This window comes from Burkholderia sp. AU31652 (genome assembly GCF_002223155.1).
Lineage (GTDB): Bacteria > Pseudomonadota > Gammaproteobacteria > Burkholderiales > Burkholderiaceae > Burkholderia.
Genome location: NZ_NKFG01000003.1, coordinates 1,669,158 through 1,692,300 on the forward strand (window position 1 = coordinate 1,669,158; position 23,143 = coordinate 1,692,300).

24 protein-coding genes and 1 pseudogene are annotated in these 23,143 nt (G+C 65.8%); 13 read left to right on the top strand and 12 right to left on the bottom strand.

Translation table 11 applies throughout. The features are described 5' to 3' along the window. From CFB40_RS10280 to CFB40_RS10300, 5 genes are all read left to right on the top strand, one after another. The gene (locus CFB40_RS10280) at positions 1 to 1,038 is read left to right on the top strand and encodes a glycosyltransferase (protein WP_089425587.1); all 1,038 of its coding nucleotides are present in this window, start codon (positions 1 to 3) and stop codon (positions 1,036 to 1,038) included. Continuing rightward, positions 1,035 to 1,982, top strand: a complete 948-nt coding sequence (locus CFB40_RS10285) for a formyltransferase (RefSeq protein ID WP_089425588.1) — start codon at positions 1,035 to 1,037, stop codon at positions 1,980 to 1,982. Before CFB40_RS10280 ends, CFB40_RS10285 begins: the two co-directional genes overlap by 4 nt. Further along, complete coding sequence (locus CFB40_RS10290; protein ID WP_006482864.1) at positions 1,979 to 3,034, top strand: bifunctional UDP-4-keto-pentose/UDP-xylose synthase; 1,056 nt, start codon at positions 1,979 to 1,981, stop codon at positions 3,032 to 3,034. The genes CFB40_RS10285 and CFB40_RS10290 overlap by 4 nt, the downstream gene beginning before the upstream one ends. A gap of 13 nt (positions 3,035 to 3,047) precedes the next feature. Next, entirely contained in the window at positions 3,048 to 3,944 is an 897-nt protein-coding gene (locus CFB40_RS10295; protein WP_089425589.1) for a polysaccharide deacetylase family protein, read from the top strand. Positions 3,945 to 4,051: 107 nt separating this feature from the next. Further along, positions 4,052 to 4,513: a peroxiredoxin gene (locus CFB40_RS10300; RefSeq protein WP_006756046.1), complete on the top strand. Its 462-nt coding sequence runs from the start codon at positions 4,052 to 4,054 to the stop codon at positions 4,511 to 4,513. Between the two features lie 192 nt (positions 4,514 to 4,705). Here CFB40_RS10300 and CFB40_RS39045 read toward each other — a convergent pair. Beyond that, positions 4,706 to 4,950, bottom strand: a pseudogene (locus tag CFB40_RS39045) (hypothetical protein); the annotation flags it as partial. On the opposite strand from CFB40_RS39045, the gene CFB40_RS10310 reads away from it, so the two are divergent. Beyond that, complete coding sequence (locus CFB40_RS10310) at positions 4,846 to 6,648, top strand: PhoH family protein (RefSeq protein WP_089425590.1); 1,803 nt, start codon at positions 4,846 to 4,848, stop codon at positions 6,646 to 6,648. The pseudogene CFB40_RS39045 and the gene CFB40_RS10310 sit on opposite strands and share 105 nt — an antisense overlap. A 236-nt stretch (positions 6,649 to 6,884) precedes the next feature. Beyond that, the gene (locus CFB40_RS10315; protein ID WP_089431174.1) at positions 6,885 to 7,979 is read left to right on the top strand and encodes a C40 family peptidase; all 1,095 of its coding nucleotides are present in this window, start codon (positions 6,885 to 6,887) and stop codon (positions 7,977 to 7,979) included. Between the two features lie 148 nt (positions 7,980 to 8,127). On the opposite strand, the gene CFB40_RS10320 is transcribed toward CFB40_RS10315, so the two are convergent. From CFB40_RS10320 to CFB40_RS10365, 10 genes are all read right to left on the bottom strand, one after another. Beyond that, complete coding sequence (locus CFB40_RS10320) at positions 8,128 to 9,138, bottom strand: inorganic phosphate transporter (RefSeq protein WP_046543500.1); 1,011 nt, start codon at positions 9,136 to 9,138, stop codon at positions 8,128 to 8,130. Between the two features lie 10 nt (positions 9,139 to 9,148). Then, positions 9,149 to 9,775: a DUF47 domain-containing protein gene (locus CFB40_RS10325; RefSeq protein ID WP_034188683.1), complete on the bottom strand. Its 627-nt coding sequence runs from the start codon at positions 9,773 to 9,775 to the stop codon at positions 9,149 to 9,151. 138 nt (positions 9,776 to 9,913) lie between these two features. Then, positions 9,914 to 12,337, bottom strand: a complete 2,424-nt coding sequence (dnaB, locus tag CFB40_RS10330) for a replicative DNA helicase (protein WP_089431175.1) — start codon at positions 12,335 to 12,337, stop codon at positions 9,914 to 9,916. A gap of 139 nt (positions 12,338 to 12,476) precedes the next feature. Beyond that, the gene (gene rplI, locus CFB40_RS10335) at positions 12,477 to 12,929 is read right to left on the bottom strand and encodes a 50S ribosomal protein L9 (protein WP_021156519.1); all 453 of its coding nucleotides are present in this window, start codon (positions 12,927 to 12,929) and stop codon (positions 12,477 to 12,479) included. Between the two features lie 27 nt (positions 12,930 to 12,956). Then, the gene (rpsR, locus tag CFB40_RS10340) at positions 12,957 to 13,232 is read right to left on the bottom strand and encodes a 30S ribosomal protein S18 (protein WP_006486248.1); all 276 of its coding nucleotides are present in this window, start codon (positions 13,230 to 13,232) and stop codon (positions 12,957 to 12,959) included. Between the two features lie 4 nt (positions 13,233 to 13,236). After that, positions 13,237 to 13,536: a primosomal replication protein N gene (gene priB, locus CFB40_RS10345; protein ID WP_011657069.1), complete on the bottom strand. Its 300-nt coding sequence runs from the start codon at positions 13,534 to 13,536 to the stop codon at positions 13,237 to 13,239. A gap of 40 nt (positions 13,537 to 13,576) precedes the next feature. Next, positions 13,577 to 13,951: a 30S ribosomal protein S6 gene (rpsF, locus tag CFB40_RS10350; protein ID WP_006402295.1), complete on the bottom strand. Its 375-nt coding sequence runs from the start codon at positions 13,949 to 13,951 to the stop codon at positions 13,577 to 13,579. A 243-nt stretch (positions 13,952 to 14,194) separates the two neighbouring features. Then, complete coding sequence (locus tag CFB40_RS10355; RefSeq protein WP_089431176.1) at positions 14,195 to 15,085, bottom strand: anti-sigma factor family protein; 891 nt, start codon at positions 15,083 to 15,085, stop codon at positions 14,195 to 14,197. Next, positions 15,075 to 15,716 (bottom strand): RNA polymerase sigma factor, encoded by a 642-nt coding sequence (locus CFB40_RS10360; protein WP_089431177.1) that lies wholly within the window; start codon positions 15,714 to 15,716, stop codon positions 15,075 to 15,077. The genes CFB40_RS10355 and CFB40_RS10360 overlap by 11 nt, the downstream gene beginning before the upstream one ends. Positions 15,717 to 15,893: 177 nt before the next feature. Then, positions 15,894 to 16,805 (bottom strand): LysR family transcriptional regulator, encoded by a 912-nt coding sequence (locus CFB40_RS10365; RefSeq protein WP_089425595.1) that lies wholly within the window; start codon positions 16,803 to 16,805, stop codon positions 15,894 to 15,896. Between the two features lie 172 nt (positions 16,806 to 16,977). Between CFB40_RS10365 and gcl the strand changes: the two genes are divergently transcribed. The 5 genes from gcl to lysM all read left to right on the top strand — a co-directional run bounded on the left by gcl (position 16,978) and on the right by lysM (position 21,471). Beyond that, positions 16,978 to 18,753, top strand: coding sequence for a glyoxylate carboligase (gene gcl, locus CFB40_RS10370; RefSeq protein WP_089431178.1), 1,776 nt, complete (start codon positions 16,978 to 16,980; stop codon positions 18,751 to 18,753). Positions 18,754 to 18,797: 44 nt separating this feature from the next. Next, on the top strand, positions 18,798 to 19,607 hold the full coding sequence (gene hyi, locus CFB40_RS10375) for a hydroxypyruvate isomerase (RefSeq protein WP_089431179.1): 810 nt from the start codon (positions 18,798 to 18,800) through the stop codon (positions 19,605 to 19,607). Between the two features lie 41 nt (positions 19,608 to 19,648). Beyond that, positions 19,649 to 20,542 (top strand): 2-hydroxy-3-oxopropionate reductase, encoded by an 894-nt coding sequence (locus CFB40_RS10380; protein ID WP_089431180.1) that lies wholly within the window; start codon positions 19,649 to 19,651, stop codon positions 20,540 to 20,542. Positions 20,543 to 20,863: 321 nt separating this feature from the next. Continuing rightward, on the top strand, positions 20,864 to 20,989 hold the full coding sequence (locus tag CFB40_RS39050; RefSeq protein ID WP_256093589.1) for a hypothetical protein: 126 nt from the start codon (positions 20,864 to 20,866) through the stop codon (positions 20,987 to 20,989). 11 nt (positions 20,990 to 21,000) lie between these two features. Beyond that, positions 21,001 to 21,471 (top strand): peptidoglycan-binding protein LysM, encoded by a 471-nt coding sequence (gene lysM, locus CFB40_RS10385; protein WP_039367010.1) that lies wholly within the window; start codon positions 21,001 to 21,003, stop codon positions 21,469 to 21,471. Positions 21,472 to 21,568: 97 nt separating this feature from the next. On the opposite strand, the gene CFB40_RS10390 is transcribed toward lysM, so the two are convergent. Continuing rightward, positions 21,569 to 22,591: an asparaginase gene (locus tag CFB40_RS10390; RefSeq protein WP_089425598.1), complete on the bottom strand. Its 1,023-nt coding sequence runs from the start codon at positions 22,589 to 22,591 to the stop codon at positions 21,569 to 21,571. Positions 22,592 to 22,852: 261 nt separating this feature from the next. Here CFB40_RS10390 and CFB40_RS10395 point away from each other — a divergent pair, with 261 nt between their 5' ends. Then, complete coding sequence (locus CFB40_RS10395) at positions 22,853 to 23,143, top strand: PsiF family protein (RefSeq protein ID WP_043188161.1); 291 nt, start codon at positions 22,853 to 22,855, stop codon at positions 23,141 to 23,143.

A 23,143-nucleotide genomic window follows, 5' to 3' on the forward strand; every position in this document is an offset into this window, starting at 1 on the left:
ATGAGTCACCTTGAAGCACGCGCCGGGCATCCGGCCGCCGGGCACCTGGACGCCGGCCGGCCCGAAGTATCGGTCATCATCCCCGTGTACAACGAGGAAGACGGCCTCGCTGCGCTGTTCGCGCGGCTGTATCCGGCGCTCGACGCACTCGACACGTCATACGAAGTGATCCTGATCAACGACGGCAGCCGCGACCGCTCGGCCGCGATGCTCGCCGATCAGTTCCACGTCCGTCCCGACACGACGCGCATCGTGCTGCTCAACGGCAACTACGGCCAGCACATGGCGATCCTCGCCGGCTTCGCGCAATCGCGCGGCGAGATCGTCATCACGCTCGACGCCGACCTGCAGAACCCGCCCGAGGAAATCGGCAAGCTGATCGCGAAGATGCGCGAGGGCTACGACTACGTCGGCTCGATCCGCAAGCAGCGCCAGGACAGCCTGTGGCGGCGCAAGGCGTCGCAGATGATGAACCGCCTGCGCGAGCGCATCACGCGCATCAAGATGACCGACCAGGGCTGCATGCTGCGCGCATACAGCCGCCGCATCATCGACACGATCAACGTGTGCGGTGAAGTCAACACGTTCATCCCCGCCCTCGCGTACACGTTCGCGCAGAAACCGACCGAAATCGAGGTCGCGCACGAGGAGCGCTTCGCCGGCGAGTCGAAGTACTCGCTGTACAGCCTGATCCGGCTGAACTTCGACCTCGTGACGGGCTTCTCGGTCGTGCCGCTGCAGTGGCTGTCGTTCATCGGCGTAATCCTGTCGCTCGGCTCCGCCGCGCTGTTCGTGCTGCTGCTCGTGCGACGCTTCATCGTCGGCGCGGAAGTGCAAGGCGTGTTCACGCTGTTCGCCATCACGTTCTTCCTGCTCGGCGTGATCATCTTCGCGCTCGGCCTGCTCGGCGAATACGTCGGCCGCATCTACCAGCAGGTGCGGGCACGGCCGCGCTACCTGATCCAGGCCGTGCTCGAGCAGCACGACGGCGTGCCGCCGGTGCCGGCCGGCGCGAACCGCACGGGTACCGCGCAATGAAGCCGCGCGCAGTCGTCTTCGCGTATCACAACGTCGGCGTGCGCTGCCTGCAGGTGCTGCTCGCGCGCGGCGTCGACGTCGCGCTCGTCGTCACTCACGAGGACAACCCGAACGAGAACATCTGGTTCGGCAGCGTCGCATCCGTCGCGGCCGAGCACGGCATTCCGGTCGTCACGCCGGCCGATCCCGCCGATCCGGCGCTGCGCCGAGCGGTATCCGACGCGCAGCCGGACTTCATCTTCTCGTTCTACTACCGGCACATGCTGCCGGTGGACCTGCTCGCGATCGCGCCGAAGGGCGCGTACAACATGCACGGGTCGCTGCTGCCGAAATACCGGGGTCGGGTACCGACCAACTGGGCGGTGCTGAACGGCGAAACCGAAACCGGCGCGACGCTGCACGAGATGGCGGCGAAGCCCGACGCGGGCGCGATCATCGGCCAGACCGCGGTGCCGATCCTGCCGGACGACACGGCCACGCAGGTGTTCGACAAGGTCACGGTAGCGGCCGAGCAGACGCTCTGGCGCGTGCTGCCCGCGCTGCTCGCGGGCGAGGCGCCGCACCTGCCGAACGATCTCTCGACCGGCAGCTACTACGGCGGGCGCAAGCCCGAGGACGGCCGCGTCGACTGGTCGAAGCCGGCCGCGCAGGTCTACAACCTGGTGCGCGCGGTCGCGCCCCCGTATCCGGGCGCGTTCACGGACGTCGACGGCACGCGTTTCGTGATCGCGCGCGCGCGCCTGGCGGCGCCCGGCAGCGCGGCTGCGGCCGCCGCGGCAGATTTGCCGCCCGGCCTGCACGTAAGCGATAATGCGCTATTCGGCGTCTGCGGCGACAGCCGCGCCCTATCCATTCTCGAGCTGTGGCAGCAGCGCGACGGCAGCGAAACCGTCGTGACGCCCGCGGAATTCGCGCAGTTCATTCATTCTTCCCGTCATTCATGAAAGCAAAAAAAGTCCTGATCCTGGGTGTGAACGGCTTCATCGGCCATCACCTGTCGAAGCGCATTCTTGAAACCACCGATTGGGAAGTGTTCGGCATGGACATGCAGACCGATCGGCTGGGTGACCTCGTCAACCACGAGCGGATGCATTTCTTCGAAGGCGACATCACGATCAACAAGGAGTGGGTCGAGTATCACGTGAAGAAGTGCGACGTGATCCTGCCGCTCGTCGCGATCGCGACGCCCGCCACCTACGTCCAGCAGCCGCTGCGCGTGTTCGAACTCGACTTCGAGGCGAACCTGCCGATCGTGCGTTCGGCCGTCAAGTACGGCAAGCACCTCGTGTTCCCGTCGACCTCCGAGGTCTACGGCATGTGCTCGGACGAGCAGTTCGACCCGGATGCATCGGCCCTCACCTACGGCCCGATCAACAAGCCGCGCTGGATCTACGCGTGCTCGAAGCAGCTGATGGACCGCGTGATCTGGGGCTACGGGATGGAAGGCCTGAACTTCACGCTGTTCCGCCCGTTCAACTGGATCGGCCCGGGCCTGGATTCGATCTACACGCCTAAGGAAGGCAGCTCGCGCGTGGTCACGCAGTTCCTCGGCCACATCGTGCGCGGCGAGAACATCAGCCTCGTCGACGGCGGCTCGCAGAAGCGCGCGTTCACCGACATCGGCGACGGCATCAGCGCGCTGATGAAGATCATCGAGAACAAGGACGGCGTCGCGTCGGGCAAGATCTACAACATCGGGAATCCGAAGAACAACTTCTCGGTTCGCGAACTCGCACACAAGATGCTCGAGCTGGCGGCGGAATTCCCCGAGTACGCCGATTCGGCCAAGCAGGTGAAGCTCGTCGAGACGACGTCCGGCGCCTACTACGGCAACGGCTACCAGGACGTGCAGAACCGCGTGCCGAAGATCGACAACACGATGCAGGAACTCGGCTGGGCGCCGCAAGCGACGTTCGACGACGCGCTGCGCAACATCTTCGAAGCGTATCGCGGCCACGTCGCCGACGCGCGCGCGCTCGTCGAACAGCAAGGCTGATCGGGACGTTCGCTTGGCTCGCATCGTCCTCAAGATCGACGTCGACACGCTGCGCGGCACGCGCGAAGGCGTGCCGAACCTCGCGCGCATCTTCGACCGCTTCAATGCGCGCGCGACCTTCCTCTTCAGCCTCGGGCCCGATCACACGGGCTGGGCGCTGCGGCGCGTGTTCCGCCCCGGCTTCCTGAAGAAAGTGTCGCGCACGTCGGTGGTCGAGCACTACGGTGTGAAGCAGCTGATGTACGGCGTGCTGCTGCCGGGCCCCGACATCGGCCGCCGCGCGATCGCCGACATGCGTGCGATTCACGAGGCCGGCTTCGAATGCGGGATCCACACGTGGGATCACGTGTACTGGCAGGACAACGTCCGCGCGCGCGATCGCGACTGGACCGCGCGTGAAATGCAGAAGAGTCACGCGCGCTTCATCGAGGTCTTCGGCGCGCCGCCCGTCACGCACGGCGCGGCCGGCTGGCAGATGAACGATTCCGCATTCGAGCAGATCGACGCATGGGGGATGCGCTACGCCTCCGACGGCCGCGGCCATTCGCCGTACCTGCCCGTCGTCAACGGCCGCACGCTGTCGCACGTGCAGATGCCCACCACGTTGCCGACGCTCGACGAAGTGCTCGGCATCGACGGCGTCGACACGCACAACGTCGCCGCGCACATCCTCAAGTTCACCGAAACCAATCCGCACGACCAGGTGTTCACGCTGCATGCGGAACTGGAAGGCCAGAAGCTCGCGCCCGTGTTCGAGCAACTGCTCGCCGGCTGGCGCGCACAAGGCCATACGTTCGCGACGATGGGCGACTACCACGCGACGCTGGACCGCGACTCGCTGCCATCGTACCCTGTCACGTGGGGCGAAATCCCCGGCCGCTCCGGCGAACTGATCGTCCAGCCCGACTGAGTTCGCACGAGCCGGCGTCGCCGCTGCGCCCTTGCGGCGCGCTGCCGCGACGCCCCGCCGTACCGCGCCGCCGCAGCGGCGCCTTTCCATAACAACAGGAGAAACACGTGTCCGTCGAAGTTGACCGTCAAGTTCCCGATTTCACCGCACCGGCCACGGGCGGCGACATTTCGCTGTCCGACCTGAAGGGCAAGAAACTCGTGCTGTACTTCTATCCGAAGGACAACACGCCGGGCTGCACGACCGAAGGGCTGCAGTTCCGCGATCTCTATCCGAAGTTCAAGAAAGCCGGTGCGGAAGTCATCGGCGTGTCGCGCGACAGCCTGCGCTCGCATGACAATTTCAAGGCAAAGCTCGAACTGCCGTTCCCGCTGATTTCCGATGCCGACGAGGCGCTGTGCGCGCTGTTCGATGTCATCAAGATGAAGAAAATGTATGGCAAGGAAGTGCGCGGAATCGAGCGCTCCACGTTCCTGATCGATGCCGACGGCGTGCTTCGCCAGGCATGGCGCGGCATCAAGGTACCGGGTCACGTGGACGACGTGCTAAGTGCTGTACAAGCGCTTTGAGGCGCGTTATATTGGGCCGCAATGAATGCCAGTTCGCCCCATATTTCTCGTAGCTGCGCCGGTGCTCGTTGCGATGCTTGCCGGCACCTGACGCGCATTACGACCGTATCAGCCAAGCCGCATGCCTCTATCGACGAGGCAGCGGCTTTTTTTATGGATTGCGCGCCGGGCCTCGGTCCGGCCCTCACCGCGTCAAGGAGCTGATCGACACTTAGGCGAACCGGCTAGACGAACTTCCTGTGCGCCACCGCGCGCAAACTGCATGCGTCTACGTCACGCAGGATGCGATCAGCGGCGCACGCCATGCGACACGATTCCTCCCGAGGGACACCATGCCTTTGCCTACTCCCCCCAGCAAGCTCGGCAGCCTGCTGCCGCCCGACGAATACAAGGCGAAAGCGCGGCCCGCGAAAGCCGCGAAGAAATCCGCCGAAGGGGACGCATCCACAGCCGGTGACTTTGGTCCGGCGAGCGTGGCCCAACCGATGACCGAAGCCGCGAACACGGCCGCGCCTTTGCGCGCCGTCGCGTCTTCGGCGCAAGATGCGGCGAGCGCACCCGCTCGCGGCCGCAAGACCAAACAGACGGCTGCCCTGCTGCAGCCGATGCCGGCGCCCGCCGAACCCGCGGCGCCCGTCGTTGCACGCAACGACAAACCGGCTGCCGACAAACCGGCCGCCGCACCGGCGCGCGATACCGGCGCCGCGACGAAGTCGCGCAGCCGCAAGCCCGCCGAAGCCGAACTGCAGAAACTGTTCGTGCTCGACACCAACGTGCTGATGCACGACCCGAGCAGCCTCTTCCGCTTCGAGGAACACGACGTCTATCTGCCGATGATGACGCTCGAGGAACTCGACAACCACAAGAAGGGGATGTCCGAAGTCGCGCGCAACGCACGCCAGGTCAGCCGCACGCTCGACGCGCTCGTCGCCGATGCCGGCCCGATCACGGCCGGCATCCCGCTGTCGCGCCTCGGCAGCCGCGAGGCGCTCGGCCGCCTGTACTTCCAGACGAAGCTGGCGGACATCGCGCCCGTCGAAGGCTTGCCCGAAGGCAAGGCCGACAACCAGATCCTCGGCGTCGTGCGCGCGCTGCAGCGCGACCGGCCCGATCGCCAGGTCGTGCTGGTGTCGAAAGACATCAACATGCGGATCAAGGCGCACGCGCTCAGCCTGCCCGCGGAAGACTACTTCAACGACCAGGTGCTCGAGGATAAGGACCTCCTGTACAACGGCGTGCGCGAACTGCCGCAGGACTTCTGGACCAAGCATGCGAAGGGCATGGAGAGCTGGCAGGACACGAAGACGGGCACCACGTACTACCGCGTGACCGGCCCGCTCGTCGCGTCGATGCTCGTCAACGAGTTCGTCTATCTCGAGCCGCAGAACGGCGAGCCGACGTTCCATGCGATCGTCCGCGAGCTGAACGGCAAGACGGCGCTGCTGCAGACGCTGCGCGACTACAGCCACCACAAGAACAACGTGTGGGGCATCACCGCGCGCAATCGCGAGCAGAACTTCGCGCTGAACCTGCTGATGAACCCCGAGATCGACTTCGTCACGCTGCTCGGCCAGGCCGGTACCGGCAAGACGCTCGTCGCGCTCGCGGCCGGCCTCGCGCAGGTGCTCGACGACAAGCGCTACAACGAGATCATCGTGACGCGCGCGACCGTGCCGGTCGGCGAGGACATCGGTTTCCTGCCGGGCACCGAGGAAGAGAAGATGCAGCCGTGGATGGGCGCATTCGACGACAACCTCGAAGTGCTGCAGAAGACCGACGACGCTGCGGGCGAATGGGGCCGTGCCGCGACGCAGGAACTGATCCGTTCGCGCCTGAAGGTGAAGAGCATGAACTTCATGCGCGGCCGGACGTTCGTCGACAAGTACCTGATCATCGACGAGGCGCAGAACCTGACGCCGAAACAGATGAAGACGCTCGTCACGCGCGCCGGCCCGGGCACGAAGATCGTGTGCCTCGGCAACATCGCGCAGATCGACACGCCTTACCTGACCGAAGGCAGCTCGGGCCTCACGTACGTCGTCGACCGCTTCAAGGGCTGGGGCCACAGCGGCCACGTGACGCTCGCGCGCGGCGAACGCTCGCGGCTCGCCGACTACGCGTCGGACATCCTGTAACGCGACAGGCCGGCCCGTCGGCCGGTTTTCGACGCCTCGCGGCGCTCCTATCAGGAGCGCCGTTTTTATTTGGGGTCGAAGACGTAAGTAACGCTTCGTCACGCAACAACGCAGTTTACGCGCGAAACTTCAAGTAAATTCTCAGGAATGGTTGCTTAAGCCCCGCCGGAGCGTCTACCATCGGGTCTGTCTGTTGTCATACGATTCGCGAGCGCGCCGCGCTCGCCCGCCTCGCCATGCTTCGAATTTGGGTCCCCGTCGCCGTCGTTTCCCTGCTTGCGGCCTGCTCCAGCGTGCCGCCGCAGTCGGCCTCGCGCTCCGATTCGGGCATGAGGATCACGACACCGCGCGCGTTCCCCGCCCCCGCCAATTTCCCGAAATTCGTCGATCACAGCGTCGGCCAGGAAGAAATCTCGATCCAGGCGATGAGCCTCGTCGGCGTCCCGTATCGCTGGGGCGGCAACACGCCGACGAGCGGCTTCGACTGCAGCGGGCTCGTGCGCTACGTGATCGGCCGGGCGGCCGACGTGAACCTGCCCCGCACGACGGCCGACATGAGCGGCCGCGGCGTGTCGATCGAGCCCGACCAGATCGCGCCGGGCGACCTGATCTTCTTCAATACGACCGGACGGCCGCATTCGCACGTCGGCATCTATGTCGGCAAGCTGCGCTTCGTCAACGCACCGTCGACGGGCGGCACCGTGCGACTCGACTACCTGACGAACCCGTACTGGGCCAAGCGTTTCGACGGCATTCGCCGCGTCGCGCCGCCGCGTGGGGCGCCAACGCCGTTCGATGCACCGACCTACGAGGCAAAGCGCGACGAGCCGCGCAGCGCGCCGGCGGCCGCACCGGCCCCGGTGGTCCTGACGGCCGCTGCGCCGCGGCCGCCTGCCTATGCGTCGTCGCAAGCGAGAACCGCGCAGGCGCCTGCGCCCGCGCCGGTCATCGCTGCCGCACCGGTCGTGACGACCGCCGCAGCCGCACCCTCGGCCCCGGCCGCCGATCCGTACGAACCGCCGCCACCGCGCAGGCAGGCCGCGCAGCAACAGGCAACGTCAGTGAATGACGGGATGACCGCGATGACGGCCAATGCAGCGCCTGCCGCCCCGGTCGAGTCCGGCACGCAGATTCCGACGACGGCGCTCACGGCCGCCCAGGCCGCCGCGTTCGATGCCGAACCGCCGCCTGCCACCGCGCCGGCGTCTCCGCGCGGTATCGAACCCGCACCGGTGCAGGTATTGCGCGCGTCGACGCAATCCGCGCCCGTCGGCCCGCGCACCAGTACGGCAGACGATCCGATCGCGCGGTTTGCGAACGGAAGCTACTGACCGGCTGCCCGAACCTCGACAGTCAATCACGTTGGCGGTATCTGCCGGCGCCCCACCCGTTCCGTCGCAAACTCCCCGCTCCAAAAGAAAATGCGCCGCAGCCTTTCGGCTTGCGGCGCATCGGATGTCGATCCGGCTACCTCGGCGATCAGAAGATCTGGTGACCGAGCCACCATCCGCCGGCCGCGAACAATGCGGCCGCGGGCAGCGTCAGCACCCATGCCCACACGATGTTGCCGGCCACGCCCCAGCGCACGGCCGACAGCTTCTGCGTCGCGCCGACACCGACGATCGCGCCGGTGATCGTGTGCGTGGTCGACACCGGAATGCCGAGGAACGACGCGAGGAACAGCGTCATCGCGCCACCGGTTTCCGCACAGAAGCCACCAACCGGCTTGAGCTTCGTGATCTTCTGGCCCATCGTGCGCACGATGCGCCAGCCGCCGAACAGCGTGCCGAGGCCCATCGACAGGTAGCACGCGCCGATCACCCACGCCGGCGGCGCATCGGCGGTCGCCGACGCATAGCCCGACGCAATCAGCAGCATCCAGATGATGCCGATCGTCTTCTGCGCGTCGTTGCCGCCGTGGCCGAGGCTGTACAGCCCGGCCGACAGCAGCTGCAGCCGGCGGAAGCGCCGGTCCACCTTGCTGGGCGCGGTGCGGAAATACAGCCACGACACGCCGAGCATGAACAGCGAGCCGAGGATGAAGCCGAGCAGCGGCGAGATGAAGATGAACGCGATCGTCTTCAGCAGCCCGTCGATGTTCAGCGAGCTCCAGCCTGACTTCGCGAGCGCCGCACCGACGAGGCCGCCGATCAGCGCGTGCGACGAGCTCGACGGGATCCCGTAGTACCACGTGATCACGTTCCAGCCGATCGCGCCGACCAGCGCGCCGAATATGACGTAGTGGTCGACGATCTCGGGGTCGATCGTGCCTTTACCGACGGTCTGCGCGACTTTCAGGTGGAAGATGAAGTACGCGATCACGTTGAACGCGGCCGCGAACACGACGGCCTGCTGGGGCTTCAGCACCCCGGTCGACACGACGGTGGCGATCGAGTTCGCCGCGTCGTGAAAGCCGTTCATGAAGTCGAATACGAGCGCGACGAGCACGAGTGCCGCGACCATCCATAGGGCGAGTTGTATCGAATGCATCGTGGTCCGCTCAGGCGTTTTCCAGCACGATGCCTTCGATGATGTTCGCGACGTCCTCGCACTTGTCGGTGATCTCTTCGAGCAGCTCGTAGATCGCCTTCAGCTTGATGAGCGTCTTCACGTCGTCTTCCTCGCGGAACAGCTTCGACATGGCCGCGCGCAGCACGCGATCGGCCTCCGACTCCCAGCGGTCGATCTCCTCGCACTGCTTGAGGATCTGCGCCGACTGCTTCATGTCGGACAGCAACCCGACCGCCTGCTGCACGTGCTGGGCCGACTGCGTGACGATGTGCGCGAGCTGGCTCGCTTCGGACGTGACGGAACGTACGTCGTACAGCGACACGGCGGTCGCGACGTCTTCCATCAGGTCGAGGATGTCGTCCATCGTCGTGATCAGCTTGTGGATCTCATCGCGATCGAGCGGCGTGATGAAAGTCTTGTGCAGCAGATCGATCGCCTCGTGCGTGAGCTTGTCGGCGGCCTTCTCGGCGGTTTGCACGTTTTGCTTGTGAATCTCGGCGTCGGCGAGATTGTCGATCAGCAGTTCGAGCTCGCGGCCACCGGAAACGATGTGCTTCGCGTGCGCGTTGAAGAGTTCAAAGAACTTGCCCTCGGTGGGCATGAATCGACCGAACATGGGATTCCTGAGAGATTGTCAAACTACTGTCACGAAAACGGGCGACATTGTACCGTTTTCGGCCGCGCCGCGACGCGCGCACATGCGCGCGCCGGGATTGGATACAACGTTTGGCGATTTAGGGCTTTACAACCGGCGTTACTCGCCGTAGAACGTCTGCGCCCCTGCAAAGTTGTCGAACTTCGTGTATTGCCCCAGGAACGTGAGCCGAACGGGGCCGATCGGGCCGTTACGCTGCTTGCCGATGATGATTTCGGCCGTGCCCTTGTCGGGGCTGTCCGGGTTGTAGACTTCATCACGGTAGATGAACAGGATCACGTCCGCGTCCTGTTCGATTGCGCCGGATTCACGCAAATCCGACATCACCGGGCGCTTGTTCGGGCGTTGTTCGAGGCCGCGGTTCAGCTGCGACAGCGCGATCACCGGCACGTCGAGTTCCTTCGCGAGGCTCTTCAGCGATCGCGAGATTTCCGAGATTTCGGTCGCGCGGTTCTCGCCCTGCGACGAACCCGACATCAGCTGCAGGTAGTCGACGATGATCAGGCCGAGCTTGCCGCATTGCCGCGCCAGCCGCCGTGCGCGCGAGCGCAATTCCATCGGGTTCAGGCCGCCGGTTTCGTCGATGAAGAGCTGCGCCTCGCTCATCTTCTGCACCGCGTGCGTCAGTTTCGGCCAATCCTCGTCCGTCAGGCGGCCCGTCCGCATCCGGTGCTGGTCGAGCCGGCCGATCGAGCCGAGCATCCGCATCACGAGCTGGGTACCCGGCATTTCCATCGAGAACACCGCGACCGGCAGCCCGTACTCGACCGCGACGTATTCGCCGATGTTCATCGAGAAGGCCGTATTGTGGGTCACGACGTAATCGTCGGTCACGTACAGCCGAGACGGATGCGAAACCGAGATGCACTGCGTGGCAGTCCGGCGCGATGGCTCGATACCAGTAATCACCGGCAGCTTGCGGCGCGTCCGGCCGGCCGTCAGCCGCTCGCGCTTGCCCTCGAACAGGAACAGGCTCTGCGGATCTGGATGACTGATCGTGCAAACGTAAGCCGTCGCACCGGCCTTGCGTTCGCCGTCGACAGTGAAGCTCGTCGCCTTTTCGACCACCTGGCACCACGCACCAAGCGAACGCGCCAGTTCGCGCACGTCGCTCGCCAACTGCGCACTGGCGGTCGAATAACGCACCGTACCCCACGACTCGACCCAGCCGTCGGTGTCGAGCAGCCCGCGCAACAAATCCAGCCGCGCGTCCTTGTCCGCATCGAGGTAGATACGCGGGATGAACTTGTCGTAACTCGTCCTCCCCCACACACCGAGCTGCTCGAGCGCAGCCTTGAGCGGGTTGACGGACGGCCGGGCCTCCGCGGCCGTCGACCGCCGGCGCTTGATGCGCCAGTCGTACTGGCCTGCGTATTCAAGTTCGAGCGACACGTCGACACGCTCGCGCATCCGGTTCAACGTTTCCTCGGCCTTCACGCTGAAACGCACGGCAGTCCCGCCGAGCGCACCATCGCCCAGCAGCGCGCCGAGTACCCACGGATCAACCGGCAGCGCCTCGCCATGACCAAACTCGCCGGTCGGCATGTCGATCCACAACCGGTTCCGGTAGCGTTCGCGCATCAGCAACGTGCGAATCTCCGCGGTCGACAGCACTCGCGGCTTTTCCCACTCACGGAAATGGACGCACCACAGGTGCTCGTCGCAGCATTCGGCCGAACGTCCATCCGAAAAGCTGACCCGATACACCTGGCGTTCGCCCTGCGGGTAGATGCCGGTCACGATCGACGATGCACCGTCGACCGAAGCAAGCGCATCACCGATCGCCAGCTCGCCCATCGGCTTCCAGCCAGTCAACGTCCTGACGCGCGCGTCGAGCGGCTGTGCCTTACCCATCGACGGGCGCCCCGCAACGATGATCAGTTCACCGCCGTGCATCCCGGACGTCATCCGGTCGAGGTCGACGAAGCCCGTCGGCGTGCCCGTGACGTCGCTCGGGTTCGCCGTGTGGTACAGCGTATCGATGCGCTCGACGACCTGCGTGAGCAGTGGGCCGATCTCGAGGAAGCCCTGGTTGCCGCGCGCGCCCTCTTCGGCGATCGAGAACACCTTCGACTCGGCCTCGTCGAGCAGCTGGCGGACTTCCTTGCCCTGCGGGTTGAACGCATCGGCCGAGATTTCGTCGGCGACCGACACGAGCCGGCGCAGCACCGCGCGGTCGCGCACGATTTCCGCATAGCGGCGGATGTTCGCCGCGCTCGGCGTGTTCTGTGCGAGCGCGTTCAGGTAGGCCAGGCCGCCGACGTCGTCGGCCTTGCCGGACGTGGTCAGCGCTTCGTACACGGTCACGACGTCGGCCGGGCGCGTCGACGCGATCAGGCGGCCGATGTGCTCGTAGATGATCCGGTGGTCGTAGCGGTAGAAATCGCCCTGCGACAGGAAGTCGGCAATCCGGTCCCAGGCCGCGTTGTCGAGCAACAGGCCGCCGAGCACCGACTGCTCGGCTTCGACCGAATGCGGCGGGACTTTCAGCGATTCGATTTGAGGATCTTGCGGCGCGTTCATGGGTTGGGATTATCGCGAATTACACAGGACGGCGCCATACCGGCCACCGGCGAACGGGCAATAAAAAAGGCAGGCCCCGGTTGCCCGGGCGCCTGCCCTTGTCCGGACGGCGGAAGCCGCCCGGAAAGCTTGCGTACGCTTACGCGTGGTCGCCGATCACGTTGATCGTGACGTCGACGACGACGTCCGTATGCAGCGCGACCTGGACGTTGTGCTCGCCGATCATCTTCAGCGGGCCTTCCGGCATGCGAACTTGCAGCTTCTCGACTTCGAAACCTGCCTTCTTCAGCAGTTCCGCGACGTCGCCGTTCGTGACCGAGCCGAACAGACGGCCGTCAACGCCCGACTTCTGCGTGATTTCGAACGACTGGCCGTTCAGCTTCTCGCCGACTGCCTGCGATGCTGCCAGCTTTTCAGCGGCGATCTTTTCGAGCTCGGCGCGGCGAACTTCGAATTCGGCGATCGCTTCCTTCGTTGCACGGCGAGCCTTGCGGTTCGGGATCAGGAAGTTGCGAGCGTAACCGTCCTTGACCTTGACGATGTCGCCGAGGTTACCCAGATTGGCGACTTTTTCCAACAGAATGATTTGCATTCGAATTCTCCTTATTGCGTCGCCTGATTACGCCTTGTGCTGATCGGTGTACGGCAGCAGCGCGAGGAAACGCGCACGCTTGATGGCCGTATCCAGCTGACGCTGATAGTGCGCCTTCGTACCCGTCAGACGAGCCGGCGTGATCTTGCCGTTTTCGCCGATGAAGTCCTTCAGCGTTTCCGTGTCCTTGTAGTCGATCTGCTCGACGCCTGCAGCCGTGAAACGGCAGAACTTCTTGCGCTTGAAGAGCGGGTTTTGTTGCTGACGACGCTTGTCGAATTTCTTACCAGTCGGGCGGGGCATGATTTCAGTCCTTTCCAATGTCCTGCAATGCTGTGATGTGAAACACCAAGGTTCTCGCGTTGCGGCTTTTCTTTGCCAGGAAGCCCGTGAACAGCGTTTCGACGCCCATTTCACGACTCTCCAGCCTGCCGCTCGCCTCACCGGCCGCCACCGCCTCGATCGTCATTTCGACCTGACGGGGAATGCCTGCTTCGACGACTTCCGTGCGGTGATGCAATGTGGCGCTTGCGATCGGAACACCTGCCGGCGTATATCGCACCGGTGCGCGTTCGACGACGCTTGCCGTCAATTGCAACCTGTTCACGTGAGTGACGCGCTCCTTGATGGCTTAATGAATGACGAACTTAAGCCTGCGCTTCGGTCGGCTGAGCTGCAGCCGCCTTCTTGGCTTCTTCGCGCTGAACTTCCTTCATCATCGGCGACGGGCCGGTTTCGGCCTTCTTCATCTTGACGATGAGGTGGCGCAGCACGGCGTCGTTGAACTTGAACGCGTGTTCGAGTTCGTCGAGCGTCGTCTGGTCGCACTCGATGTTCATGCAGACGTAGTGAGCCTTCGCGAGTTTCTCGATCATGTAGGCCAGTTGGCGACGGCCCCAGTCTTCGACGCGGTGGATCTGACCGCCGTGCGACGTGATCGTGGTCTTGTAACGCTCGATCATCGCGGGCACTTGCTCGCTCTGATCGGGGTGCACGATGAATACGATTTCGTAATGACGCATTACACACTCCTTGTGGATTAAAGCCACCCGGGCGTCTGAACCGGTGTGGCAAGTGAGAAGCCGAAGATTCTAACCCGGATACGGGGCGCATGCAAGGCCAATCGACGATTCGCGCGCGGATTCGGCCATGTTTTCAAAGACTTGAAGGGGCGAACCCGCGCAGCCCAGGCGTTCTTCGGTGCATTGCCCGGTCAGGGTCGGAACAGAAACGCGCGGCAAGCGGCAGGCCGCCGCCCGCCGCCGTCACTCGGTGCGTGTCACGCCGAGTCGCGCATCGAGCGCGGTCCTGAACGCCGCGAGCGCCGACGGTTCGGCGTCGGTCACGGCCCACCAGGTCATTCCGGCCGCCTCCCAGCGGTCGAGCGCGTAGCCTTGCGACACGGTCGTGTACGGCGCCCCCGGCCCCTCCCCGGCCGGCCGCACGTAGACGTCGATCACGTGCTGCCGGTAACGGTAGACGAGCACCGCGACGCGGCGCCGCCCGACGTAGTCGAGCCGGCCGCCGACCAGCGCGAAGCCGGCCGCCGCGAGGTCCTCGACCGGCGGCGCATAGTCGATCCGGCCGTTGAACCACGGCTTGACCGTGTGCCGGTCGGTCGAGATCACGTCGATGTCGCGCGCGGACAGGTCGGCCCGCACGTGGCTCGACACGAGTTCGTCGACCGTGCGGTCGGTGTCGGCGTGGCGGGCAGACAACGTCATCCCGCCCGCCGCGGCAAGCGCCACCAGCAGCGCGACGCCCCAGCCGAGGCCGGGCAGCGCGGCCACGCGCGGCCCCATGCCGGCCGACGCCGGGCGTGCCGACCCGCCTTGATCCGTCAGCCACGAAAACCAGCGGCGGCCGCGCGGACGCGGCTGCGGCGTTGACCGCGGTTCGGGCTGCGGCTGCGCCTGCTCGCGCACGGGCGCATCGGCCGCCGCCGGCAGGCTCGCGAGAATGCTGGCCCGCAACGCATCCGGCGCACGGTGGTAGTCGGCCTGGCGCACGGCCTGCACCAGCGTGACGATCCGCGCGCGTTCGCGGCGGCACGCTTCGCACGCTTCGACATGCTGCTGGACCCGCAACGCATCGGGCGCCGACAGCTCGCGGTCGACGTCCGCGTCCAGCAACGCTCGCGCTTCGTTACAGTCCATCGATAGCCTCCGATGCGGTTCCGCCAGCCGGCGCACGGCCCGGCCTGCCTTCGGCCGCCGGTGCCGGCTCGCCGCCCAGCAGCGCGGCGAGCTTGCGCCGGCCGCGTGCGAGCCGCGACATCACGGTGCCGACCGGCACGTCCGCGATCGCCGCAATCTCGCGGTAGCTCAGGTCCTCCATCTCGCGCAGCACGAGCACCTCGCGGTATTCGGGTGCCAGCTTCGCGAGCGCTTCATTCACGAGCCGCACGTTCTCGCCGCGCAGCAGGTGCGCGAGCGGATCGTCGGTCGCGGGTTGCCAGTCGTCGGGCACGTCGGTGTCGTCGAGCGTGTCGGGCAGCGCAACCTCGTGCGCATGCGTGCGGCGCCGCCATTCCGTGTACCAGGTGTGGCGCACGATCGTCAGCAGCCAAGGCCGGGCGTTGTCGCCGCGACACGAATCGACGAAGCGCAGTGCGCGCATGCACGCGTCCTGGACGACGTCGTCCGCATCGCCGGCGTTGCCGCTCAGCCAGCGCGCGAGGTTGTACGCGGCGTCGAGATGCGGCAGCACGAGCGCACGAAACCGCTCGCCGCGCGCCACCGCGTCGTCCGCCGACCGCTCTTCGACCGCCTGTCCGGCTTGCCCCACATGGCCTCCCTGGTCCCGGCGGCCGAAGCCGCGCCCGTTCCGAGCACGGTGCCCGGACAGACTGGCAACGTGCACGCTTGATGACCTTACCGTCGTTGCGTCGAGTTTATTCCCGCGCCGCGCGCCCGAAGCGTAAAAAATCGCCGGATGGTCCTGTGGCCGGGCCGCCCGCGCCGGTTATGGCGTGGTGCTCCAGTAGCCCGGGCTCGCGTAAGCGGCGCGCAGGTAGTCGATGAAGTAGCGCACGCGCGCCGGCACGTAGCGCTGCTGCGGGTAGACCGCGAGGATGTCGTAGTCGGGCAACGCATATTCGTCGAGCACGGTTTCAAGCTCGCCCGTCTCGAGCTGCGCGGCGATCTCCCACGTGGAGCGCCAGCCGAGCCCGAGACCTTCGGCCACCCAGCGGTGCAGCAGCTCGCCGTCGTTGCAGTCGAGATTGCCCGCCACGCGCATCGTCGCGATCTTGCCGTGGCGCTGGAAATACCAGCCGCGGTTCTGCCCGCCCTGCAGGTTGAACGCCAGGCAGTTGTGCTTGAGCAGGTCGTCGAGCGACTTCGGCCGGCCGTGCTGGCGGAAATACTCGGGCGTGCCGCACACGACACGCCGGTTCGATGCGAGCTTCACCGCGACGAAGTTCGGATCGACGGCCCCGCCGATCCGGATCGACAGGTCGTAGCCTTCGCGCACGAGATCGACGACGCGGTCGGTCAGGTTGAACGACAGCTGCATCTCGGGCTTGTCGGCCAGAAAGCCGGGAGCGTGCGGTGCGACGTGCTTGCGCCCGAATGCGGCCGGCGCGGACACGATCAGGTGCCCGCTGACCGCGCGGCGCCCGGCGGCCAGCTCGTTCTCGGCCTGGTCCCATTCGGACAGGAGGCCGCGACAACGCTCGAGGAACGCGGCGCCCTCCTCGCTGACCACCAGCCGTCGCGTCGAGCGGTACATCAGCTTCACGCCGAGACGCTTTTCGAGCGCGTCGATGCGCCGCCCGAGCACCACCGGCGACACGCCCTCCTCGAGCGCCGCCGCCGCGAGGCTGCCGGCATCGGCCACCCGCACGAACGTCTCGATCTGCTTGAAGCGATCCATCTCCCGTCTCCGTCTCTGTGCCGGCACCGGCGGAAAGCCCCGCCCGGCCGTCATTCCATACTTTTAGTTTCGAAAAAAGCGACTTCGGCTGATCTTATCAAACCTTTCCTGCATCCCTAAAGTGTCCCCAACAGACCCATTTGCAAGATCCACCCCATTCAAGGAGACATTCATGGCCAAGATGAGAGCCGTCGACGCTGCTGTGCTCGTGCTCGAGAAAGAAGGCATCCAGACCGCGTTCGGCGTGCCGGGCGCAGCGATCAACCCGTTCTACTCGGCCATGCGCAAGTCGGGTGGCATCAGCCACGTACTGGCACGCCACGTCGAAGGCGCGTCGCACATGGCCGAAGGCTTCACGCGCGCGGCCCCGTGCAACATCGGCGTGTGCATCGGCACGTCGGGCCCCGCCGGCACCGACATGATCACCGGTCTTTATTCCGCTTCCGCCGACTCGATTCCGATCCTCGCGATCACCGGCCAGGCACCGCGTGCCCGCCTGTACAAGGAAGACTTCCAGGCCGTCGACATCGAGTCGATCGCGAAGCCCGTCACGAAGTGGGCCGTCACCGTGCGCGAGCCGGCGCTCGTGCCGCGCGTGTTCCAGCAGGCATTCCACCTGATGCGCTCGGGCCGTCCGGGCCCGGTGCTGGTCGACCTGCCGATCGACGTGCAGCTCGCCGAAATCGAATTCGACATCGACACGTACGAACCGCTGCCGGTCTACAAGCCCGCGGCCACCCGCGCGCAGATCGAGAAGGCGCTCGCGATGCTCAACGACGCGGACAAGCCGCTGATCGTGTCGGGCGGCGGCGTGCTCAACGCAGCGGCGGAAGACCTGCTCGTCCAGTTCGCCGAAACGATCGGCGTGCCGGTGATCCCGACGCTGATGTCGTGGGGCGCGATTCCGGACGATCACCCGCTGATGGCCGGCATGGTCGGCCTGCAGACGTCGCACCGCTACGGCAACGCCACGATGCTCGCGTCCGACTTCGTGCTCGGTATCGGCAACCGCTGGGCGAACCGCCACACGGGCAGCGTCGAGGTCTATACGAAGGGCCGCAAGTTCGTGCACGTCGACATTGAGCCGACGCAGATCGGCCGCGTGTTCGGCCCGGATCTCGGCATCGTGTCGGACGCGAAGGCCGCGCTGGAACTGTTCGTCGCCGTCGCACGGGAATGGAAGGCCGCCGGCAAGCTGAAGGACCGCAGCGCATGGGTCGCGGAATGCCAGGAACGCAAGCGCACGCTGCAGCGCAAGACGCACTTCGACAACGTGCCGGTCAAGCCGCAGCGCGTGTACGAAGAGATGAACAAGGTGTTCGGCCGCGAAACGTGCTACGTCAGCACGATCGGCCTGTCGCAGATCGCCGCCGCGCAGTTCCTGCACGTGTTCAAGGCGCGCAACTGGATCAACTGCGGCCAGGCCGGCCCGCTCGGCTGGACGATCCCCGCCGCGCTCGGCGTGCGTGCAGCGGACCCGAGCCGCCCGATCGTCGCGCTGTCCGGCGACTACGACTTCCAGTTCATGATCGAGGAACTGGCGGCCGGCGCGCAATTCAAGCTGCCGTACGTGCACGTCGTCGTGAACAACTCGTACCTCGGGCTGATCCGCCAGGCGCAGCGTGCATTCGACATGGACTACTGCGTGCAGCTCGCGTTCGACAACGTGAACGCGCCGGAGCTGAACGGCTATGGCGTCGACCACGTGGCCGTCGCGGAAGGCCTCGGCTGCAAGGCGCTGCGCGTGTTCAAGCCGGAAGAGATCGAGCCGGCGCTGCGCCAGGCGCAAACGCTCGCGGAAGAGTTCAGCGTGCCGGTGGTCGTGGAAGTGATCCTCGAGCGCGTGACGAACATCTCGATGGGCACCGAAATCGACGCGATCAACGAATTCGAGGATCTCGCCGAAAAGGCCGAGCACGCACCGACCGCGATCTCGATGCTCGACTGAACCGCACGACATTTTTTGACTGACCGACCGAAGAGGCTTAGCTCATGCCGAAGTTTGCTGCAAACCTGACCATGCTGTTCAACGAAGTGCCGTTCCTCGACCGCTTCAAGACGGCCGCCGACGCGGGCTTCGACGCCGTCGAGTTCCTGTTCCCGTATCCGTACGCGAAAGAGGAACTCGCCGAGCGCCTCGAGACGCATCGCCTGCGCCTTGTGCTGCACAACCTGCCCGCCGGCAACTGGGACCAGGGCGAGCGCGGCATCGCGTGCCTGCCCGATCGCGTCGGCGAGTTCCAGGAAGGGGTCGGCCGTGCGATCGAGTACGCAAAGGCGCTGAAGGTGCCGCAACTGAACTGCCTCGTCGGCATCCCGTCGGCCAGCACGGCGCGCGACAAGACGTTCGTCACGATCGTCGACAACCTGCGCTTTGCCGCCGATGCGTTGAAGCGCGAAGGCATCCGCCTGCTCGTCGAGCCGTGCAACAGCTTCGACATCCCGGGCTTCGCGCTGAACCGCTCGTCGGAAGGGCTCGACGTGATCCGCGCGGTCGGCTCGGACAACCTGTTCCTGCAGTACGACATCTATCACATGCAGCGCATGGAAGGCGAACTGGCCGCGACGATCGAACGCAACCTCGCGTCGATCGGCCACGTCCAGCTCGCGGACAACCCGGGCCGCAACGAGCCGGGCACGGGCGAGATCAACTACGCGTTCCTGTTCGCGCTGCTCGACCGGCTCGGCTATGCCGGCTACGTCGGCTGCGAGTACAAGCCCCGCACCACCACGACGGAAGGCCTCGGCTGGCTGCACAGCGTCGCCGGCTGCGCACCGGGCTCGGCGCGGCGCGCCGCCTGAGATCCGCCCTTTCCGTTTTCAGCCCTATAGGAGACTTTCACATGGCAACCATCGGTTTCATCGGCCTCGGCATCATGGGCGCGCACATGGCGCGCAACCTGCTCAAGGGCGACCACCAGCTCGTCGTGAACGGCGCGTTCCCGATCCCGGACGACCTGCGCACGAGCGCGAAGGTCGTCGCGAACTCGACCGAAGTCGCAAAGAACGCGGACATCATCATCTCGATGGTGCCGGACACGCCGGACGTGCGTAACGTGCTGTTCGCCGACGACGGCGTCGCGAAGGGTCTGACGGCCGGCAAGCTCGTGATCGACATGAGCTCGATCTCGCCGCTCGACACGCAGGAATTCGCGAAGCAGATCAACGCACTCGGCTGCGACTACCTCGACGCGCCGGTGTCCGGCGGCGAAGTCGGCGCACGCGAAGCGACGCTGACGATCATGGTCGGCGGCCCGGAGACGGCATTCGAGCGCGCCAGGCCGCTGTTCGAGAAGATGGGCAAGAACATCACGCTCGTCGGCGACAACGGCGCGGGCCAGACCTGCAAGGTCGCGAACCAGATCATCGTCGCGCTGAACATCGAGGCGGTCGGCGAAGCACTGCTGTTCGCCGCACGTTCGGGTGCCGATCCGGAGCGTGTACGCCAGGCGCTGATGGGCGGCTTCGCCGCGTCGCGCATCCTCGAAGTGCACGGCGCGCGGATGACGAAGCGCACGTTCGATCCGGGCTTCCGCATCGAGCTGCACCAGAAGGACCTGAACCTCGCGCTCGACGGCGCACGCAAGCTCGGCCTCGCGCTGCCGCATACGGCCAGCGCGCAGCAGCTGTTCAGCGTGTGCGCATCGCACGGCGGCAAGGCATGGGATCACTCGGCACTCGTGCGTGCGCTCGAGATCATGTCGAACTTCGAGATCGGCCAGACGCCGGCCGCGTAACACGGCTGCAACGATGCGCGTTTTTGCTGCGATGGCGGACGCGCGCGACAGACACACGTGACCGGCACGGCCGGTCGCATCGATGCGCGACACGCTCGCGCATCACGGTGGGGCGCCCCGCCCTGCACTGCCGATGGCATGCGGGACGGGGCGAAAAACGCCGCTCTGGGCTGAGAGCGGCGTGGTGGGGTCCGCAGCGGCACCCGGCGACGCCGGGGAAGCCTTGGTCGGTCAGACGTCGTCGTCGGGTGTCCGCCTGTCGGATTTCGCGTATTACATTTCTTTACGTTCAAGCGTGCGATTTTTCATGCAATCGTCGTCATGAACGCCTACACTTTCGCCACGCCTTTCGAGAAAACCGCCGCGCTAGCGTTCACTTCCGGTGACCGCGCCCAGCGCGGTGTTTTTTTCGCCACTTCACGGCGCGTTTTCTTTTCAACCACCTAAGGAGTGCAACGATGGGTCTTCTTTCGTTTATCAAAGAGGCGGGCGAAAAACTGCTGGGTCATGCCGATGCGCAAGCCGCGGAAGATCCGAATGCCGCAAACCAGACCGCGGCCGATGCCATCAAGAACTACATCAACACGCAAGGCCTCGACACGTCGAACCTGACCGTGGCGTTCGACGGCGCATCGCGCACCGTGACGCTGTCGGGCAGCGTCGCCGACCTCGACACGAAGGCCAAGGTCAAGGTCGCGGCCGGCAACGTGCAAGGCGTCGCGGGCGTCAACGACGACGATCTGCAGCCGGACGATCCGGAAGTGCAGTACCACGACGTGAAGCCGGGCGACACGCTGTCGGCGATCGCCAAGGAAGTCTACGGCGACGCGAACAAGTACCCGGTGATCTTCGAGGCGAACAAGCCGATGCTGTCGAGCCCGGACCGGATCTACCCGGGCCAGAAGCTCGTGATTCCGCCGCAGTCCTGAGCATTGTTGCCGGACTGACGGACAAAAAAAGCAGGCCGATGGCCTGCTTTTTTCATGGTGACGCGCGCGGCCCGCGCCGCGCGTATCGGTCAGTCGGTCACAGCGTATCGAACGCGCGTTGCAGCGCGTCGCGGCCGTGAATGCCGTTCGCGAGCGCGAGCATCAGCAGCACCCGCGCCTTGAACGGGTTCAGCGACCCTGCGCTCACGAAGCCGAGCGCATCGTCGCTCGCGGCGCCGTTGCGCATCACGTGCCCCGACCCGACGCGCGACGCGCGAACCACCGCGACGCCTGCCTTCACCGCATCGGCCAGCGCCGCCTGCAGCGTCGCATGGATCGAGCCGTTGCCCGTGCCCGCGACGACGAGACCGCGCACGCCGGCCGCGACGAGCGCATCGACGGCCGTGCGCGTCACGCCCGCGTAGCTCGCGACGACTTCGACGGGCGGCCACGCGGCGGCGATCGCCAGTTGCGTGTCGCGCGAACGCGTGACGCGGCGGGCGAATTCGACCCGGCCGTCCTGCACCCAGCCGAGCGCGCCGAGCTCTGGCGACTGGAACGCATCGACCGCATAGGTGCTCGTCTTCACGACGTCGCGCGCGCCGTGGATTCGGTTGTTGAATGCGACCAGCACGCCCTGCCCGCGCGCGGACGGATGCGCGGCCACCGTCACCGCATTCAGCAGGTTCAGCGGGCCGTCGGACGACAGCGCGGTCGCCGGCCGCATCGCGGCCGTCAGCACGACCGGCTTGTCGCCGTTGACGACCAGGTGCAGCGCATACGCGGTTTCCTCGAGCGTGTCGGTGCCGTGGGTGATCACGATGCCGTCGACCGCCGGGTCGGCCATCAGCGCGTCGATCCGCGCGGCGAGCGTATTCCACAGCGGCAACGCGAGATCCTTGCTGTCGATGCTGGCGATCTGCTCGGCGTCGACGCGCGCGACGGACGCAAGCGCCGGCACCGCGTCGACCAGGAAAGTGACGCCGAGCGCGCCGGCCTGGTAGCCGGCCGTGCTGGCTGCGTCGGGCGCGGCGCCGGCGATCGTGCCGCCGGTGGCGAGCACGGCGATGCGCGGCAGGGCCGACGCGGACGAAGGGGATGCGGAATTCGAAGTGTTCATGGCCGCGATTGTAAAGGCTTGCGGCCAGGTTCCGGCGCGGCGACCGAGGCCGGCCGCCGCGCATCATGGTTTGTCCCGATCGTCCGGCAACACGTGCCGTCAACGGCCGTGGCATCCGCAACGTTATAGAAAGTGCCGTTTTGGTGTTTTCACATTGATTTGCCATAATCGGAGCGCGCTGTGCGATGCGACCCTATCGTCATTGCACGGTGCTTCGTGACGGCGTCGATCACACGCAATTCACCCCATGGGAGTGTCGAAATGAAAATCCAATCGCTCGTAGCCGCAGTGCTTCTCGGCGGCATGCTGGCTTCCCCCGCGTTCGCGGCGAACAGCCAGCAGGACAAGATGAAGGCCTGTAACACCCAGGCAGCCGGCAAGACGGGCGACGAACGCAAGGCGTTCATGAAGGACTGCCTGTCGGCGAAGCCCGCGAAGGCCATGTCGCAGCAGGAAAAGATGAAGGCGTGCAACACGCAGGCCACCGGCAAGAAGGGCGACGACCGCAAGGCGTTCATGAAGAGCTGCCTGAGCAGCCAGCCGGCCGCCTGA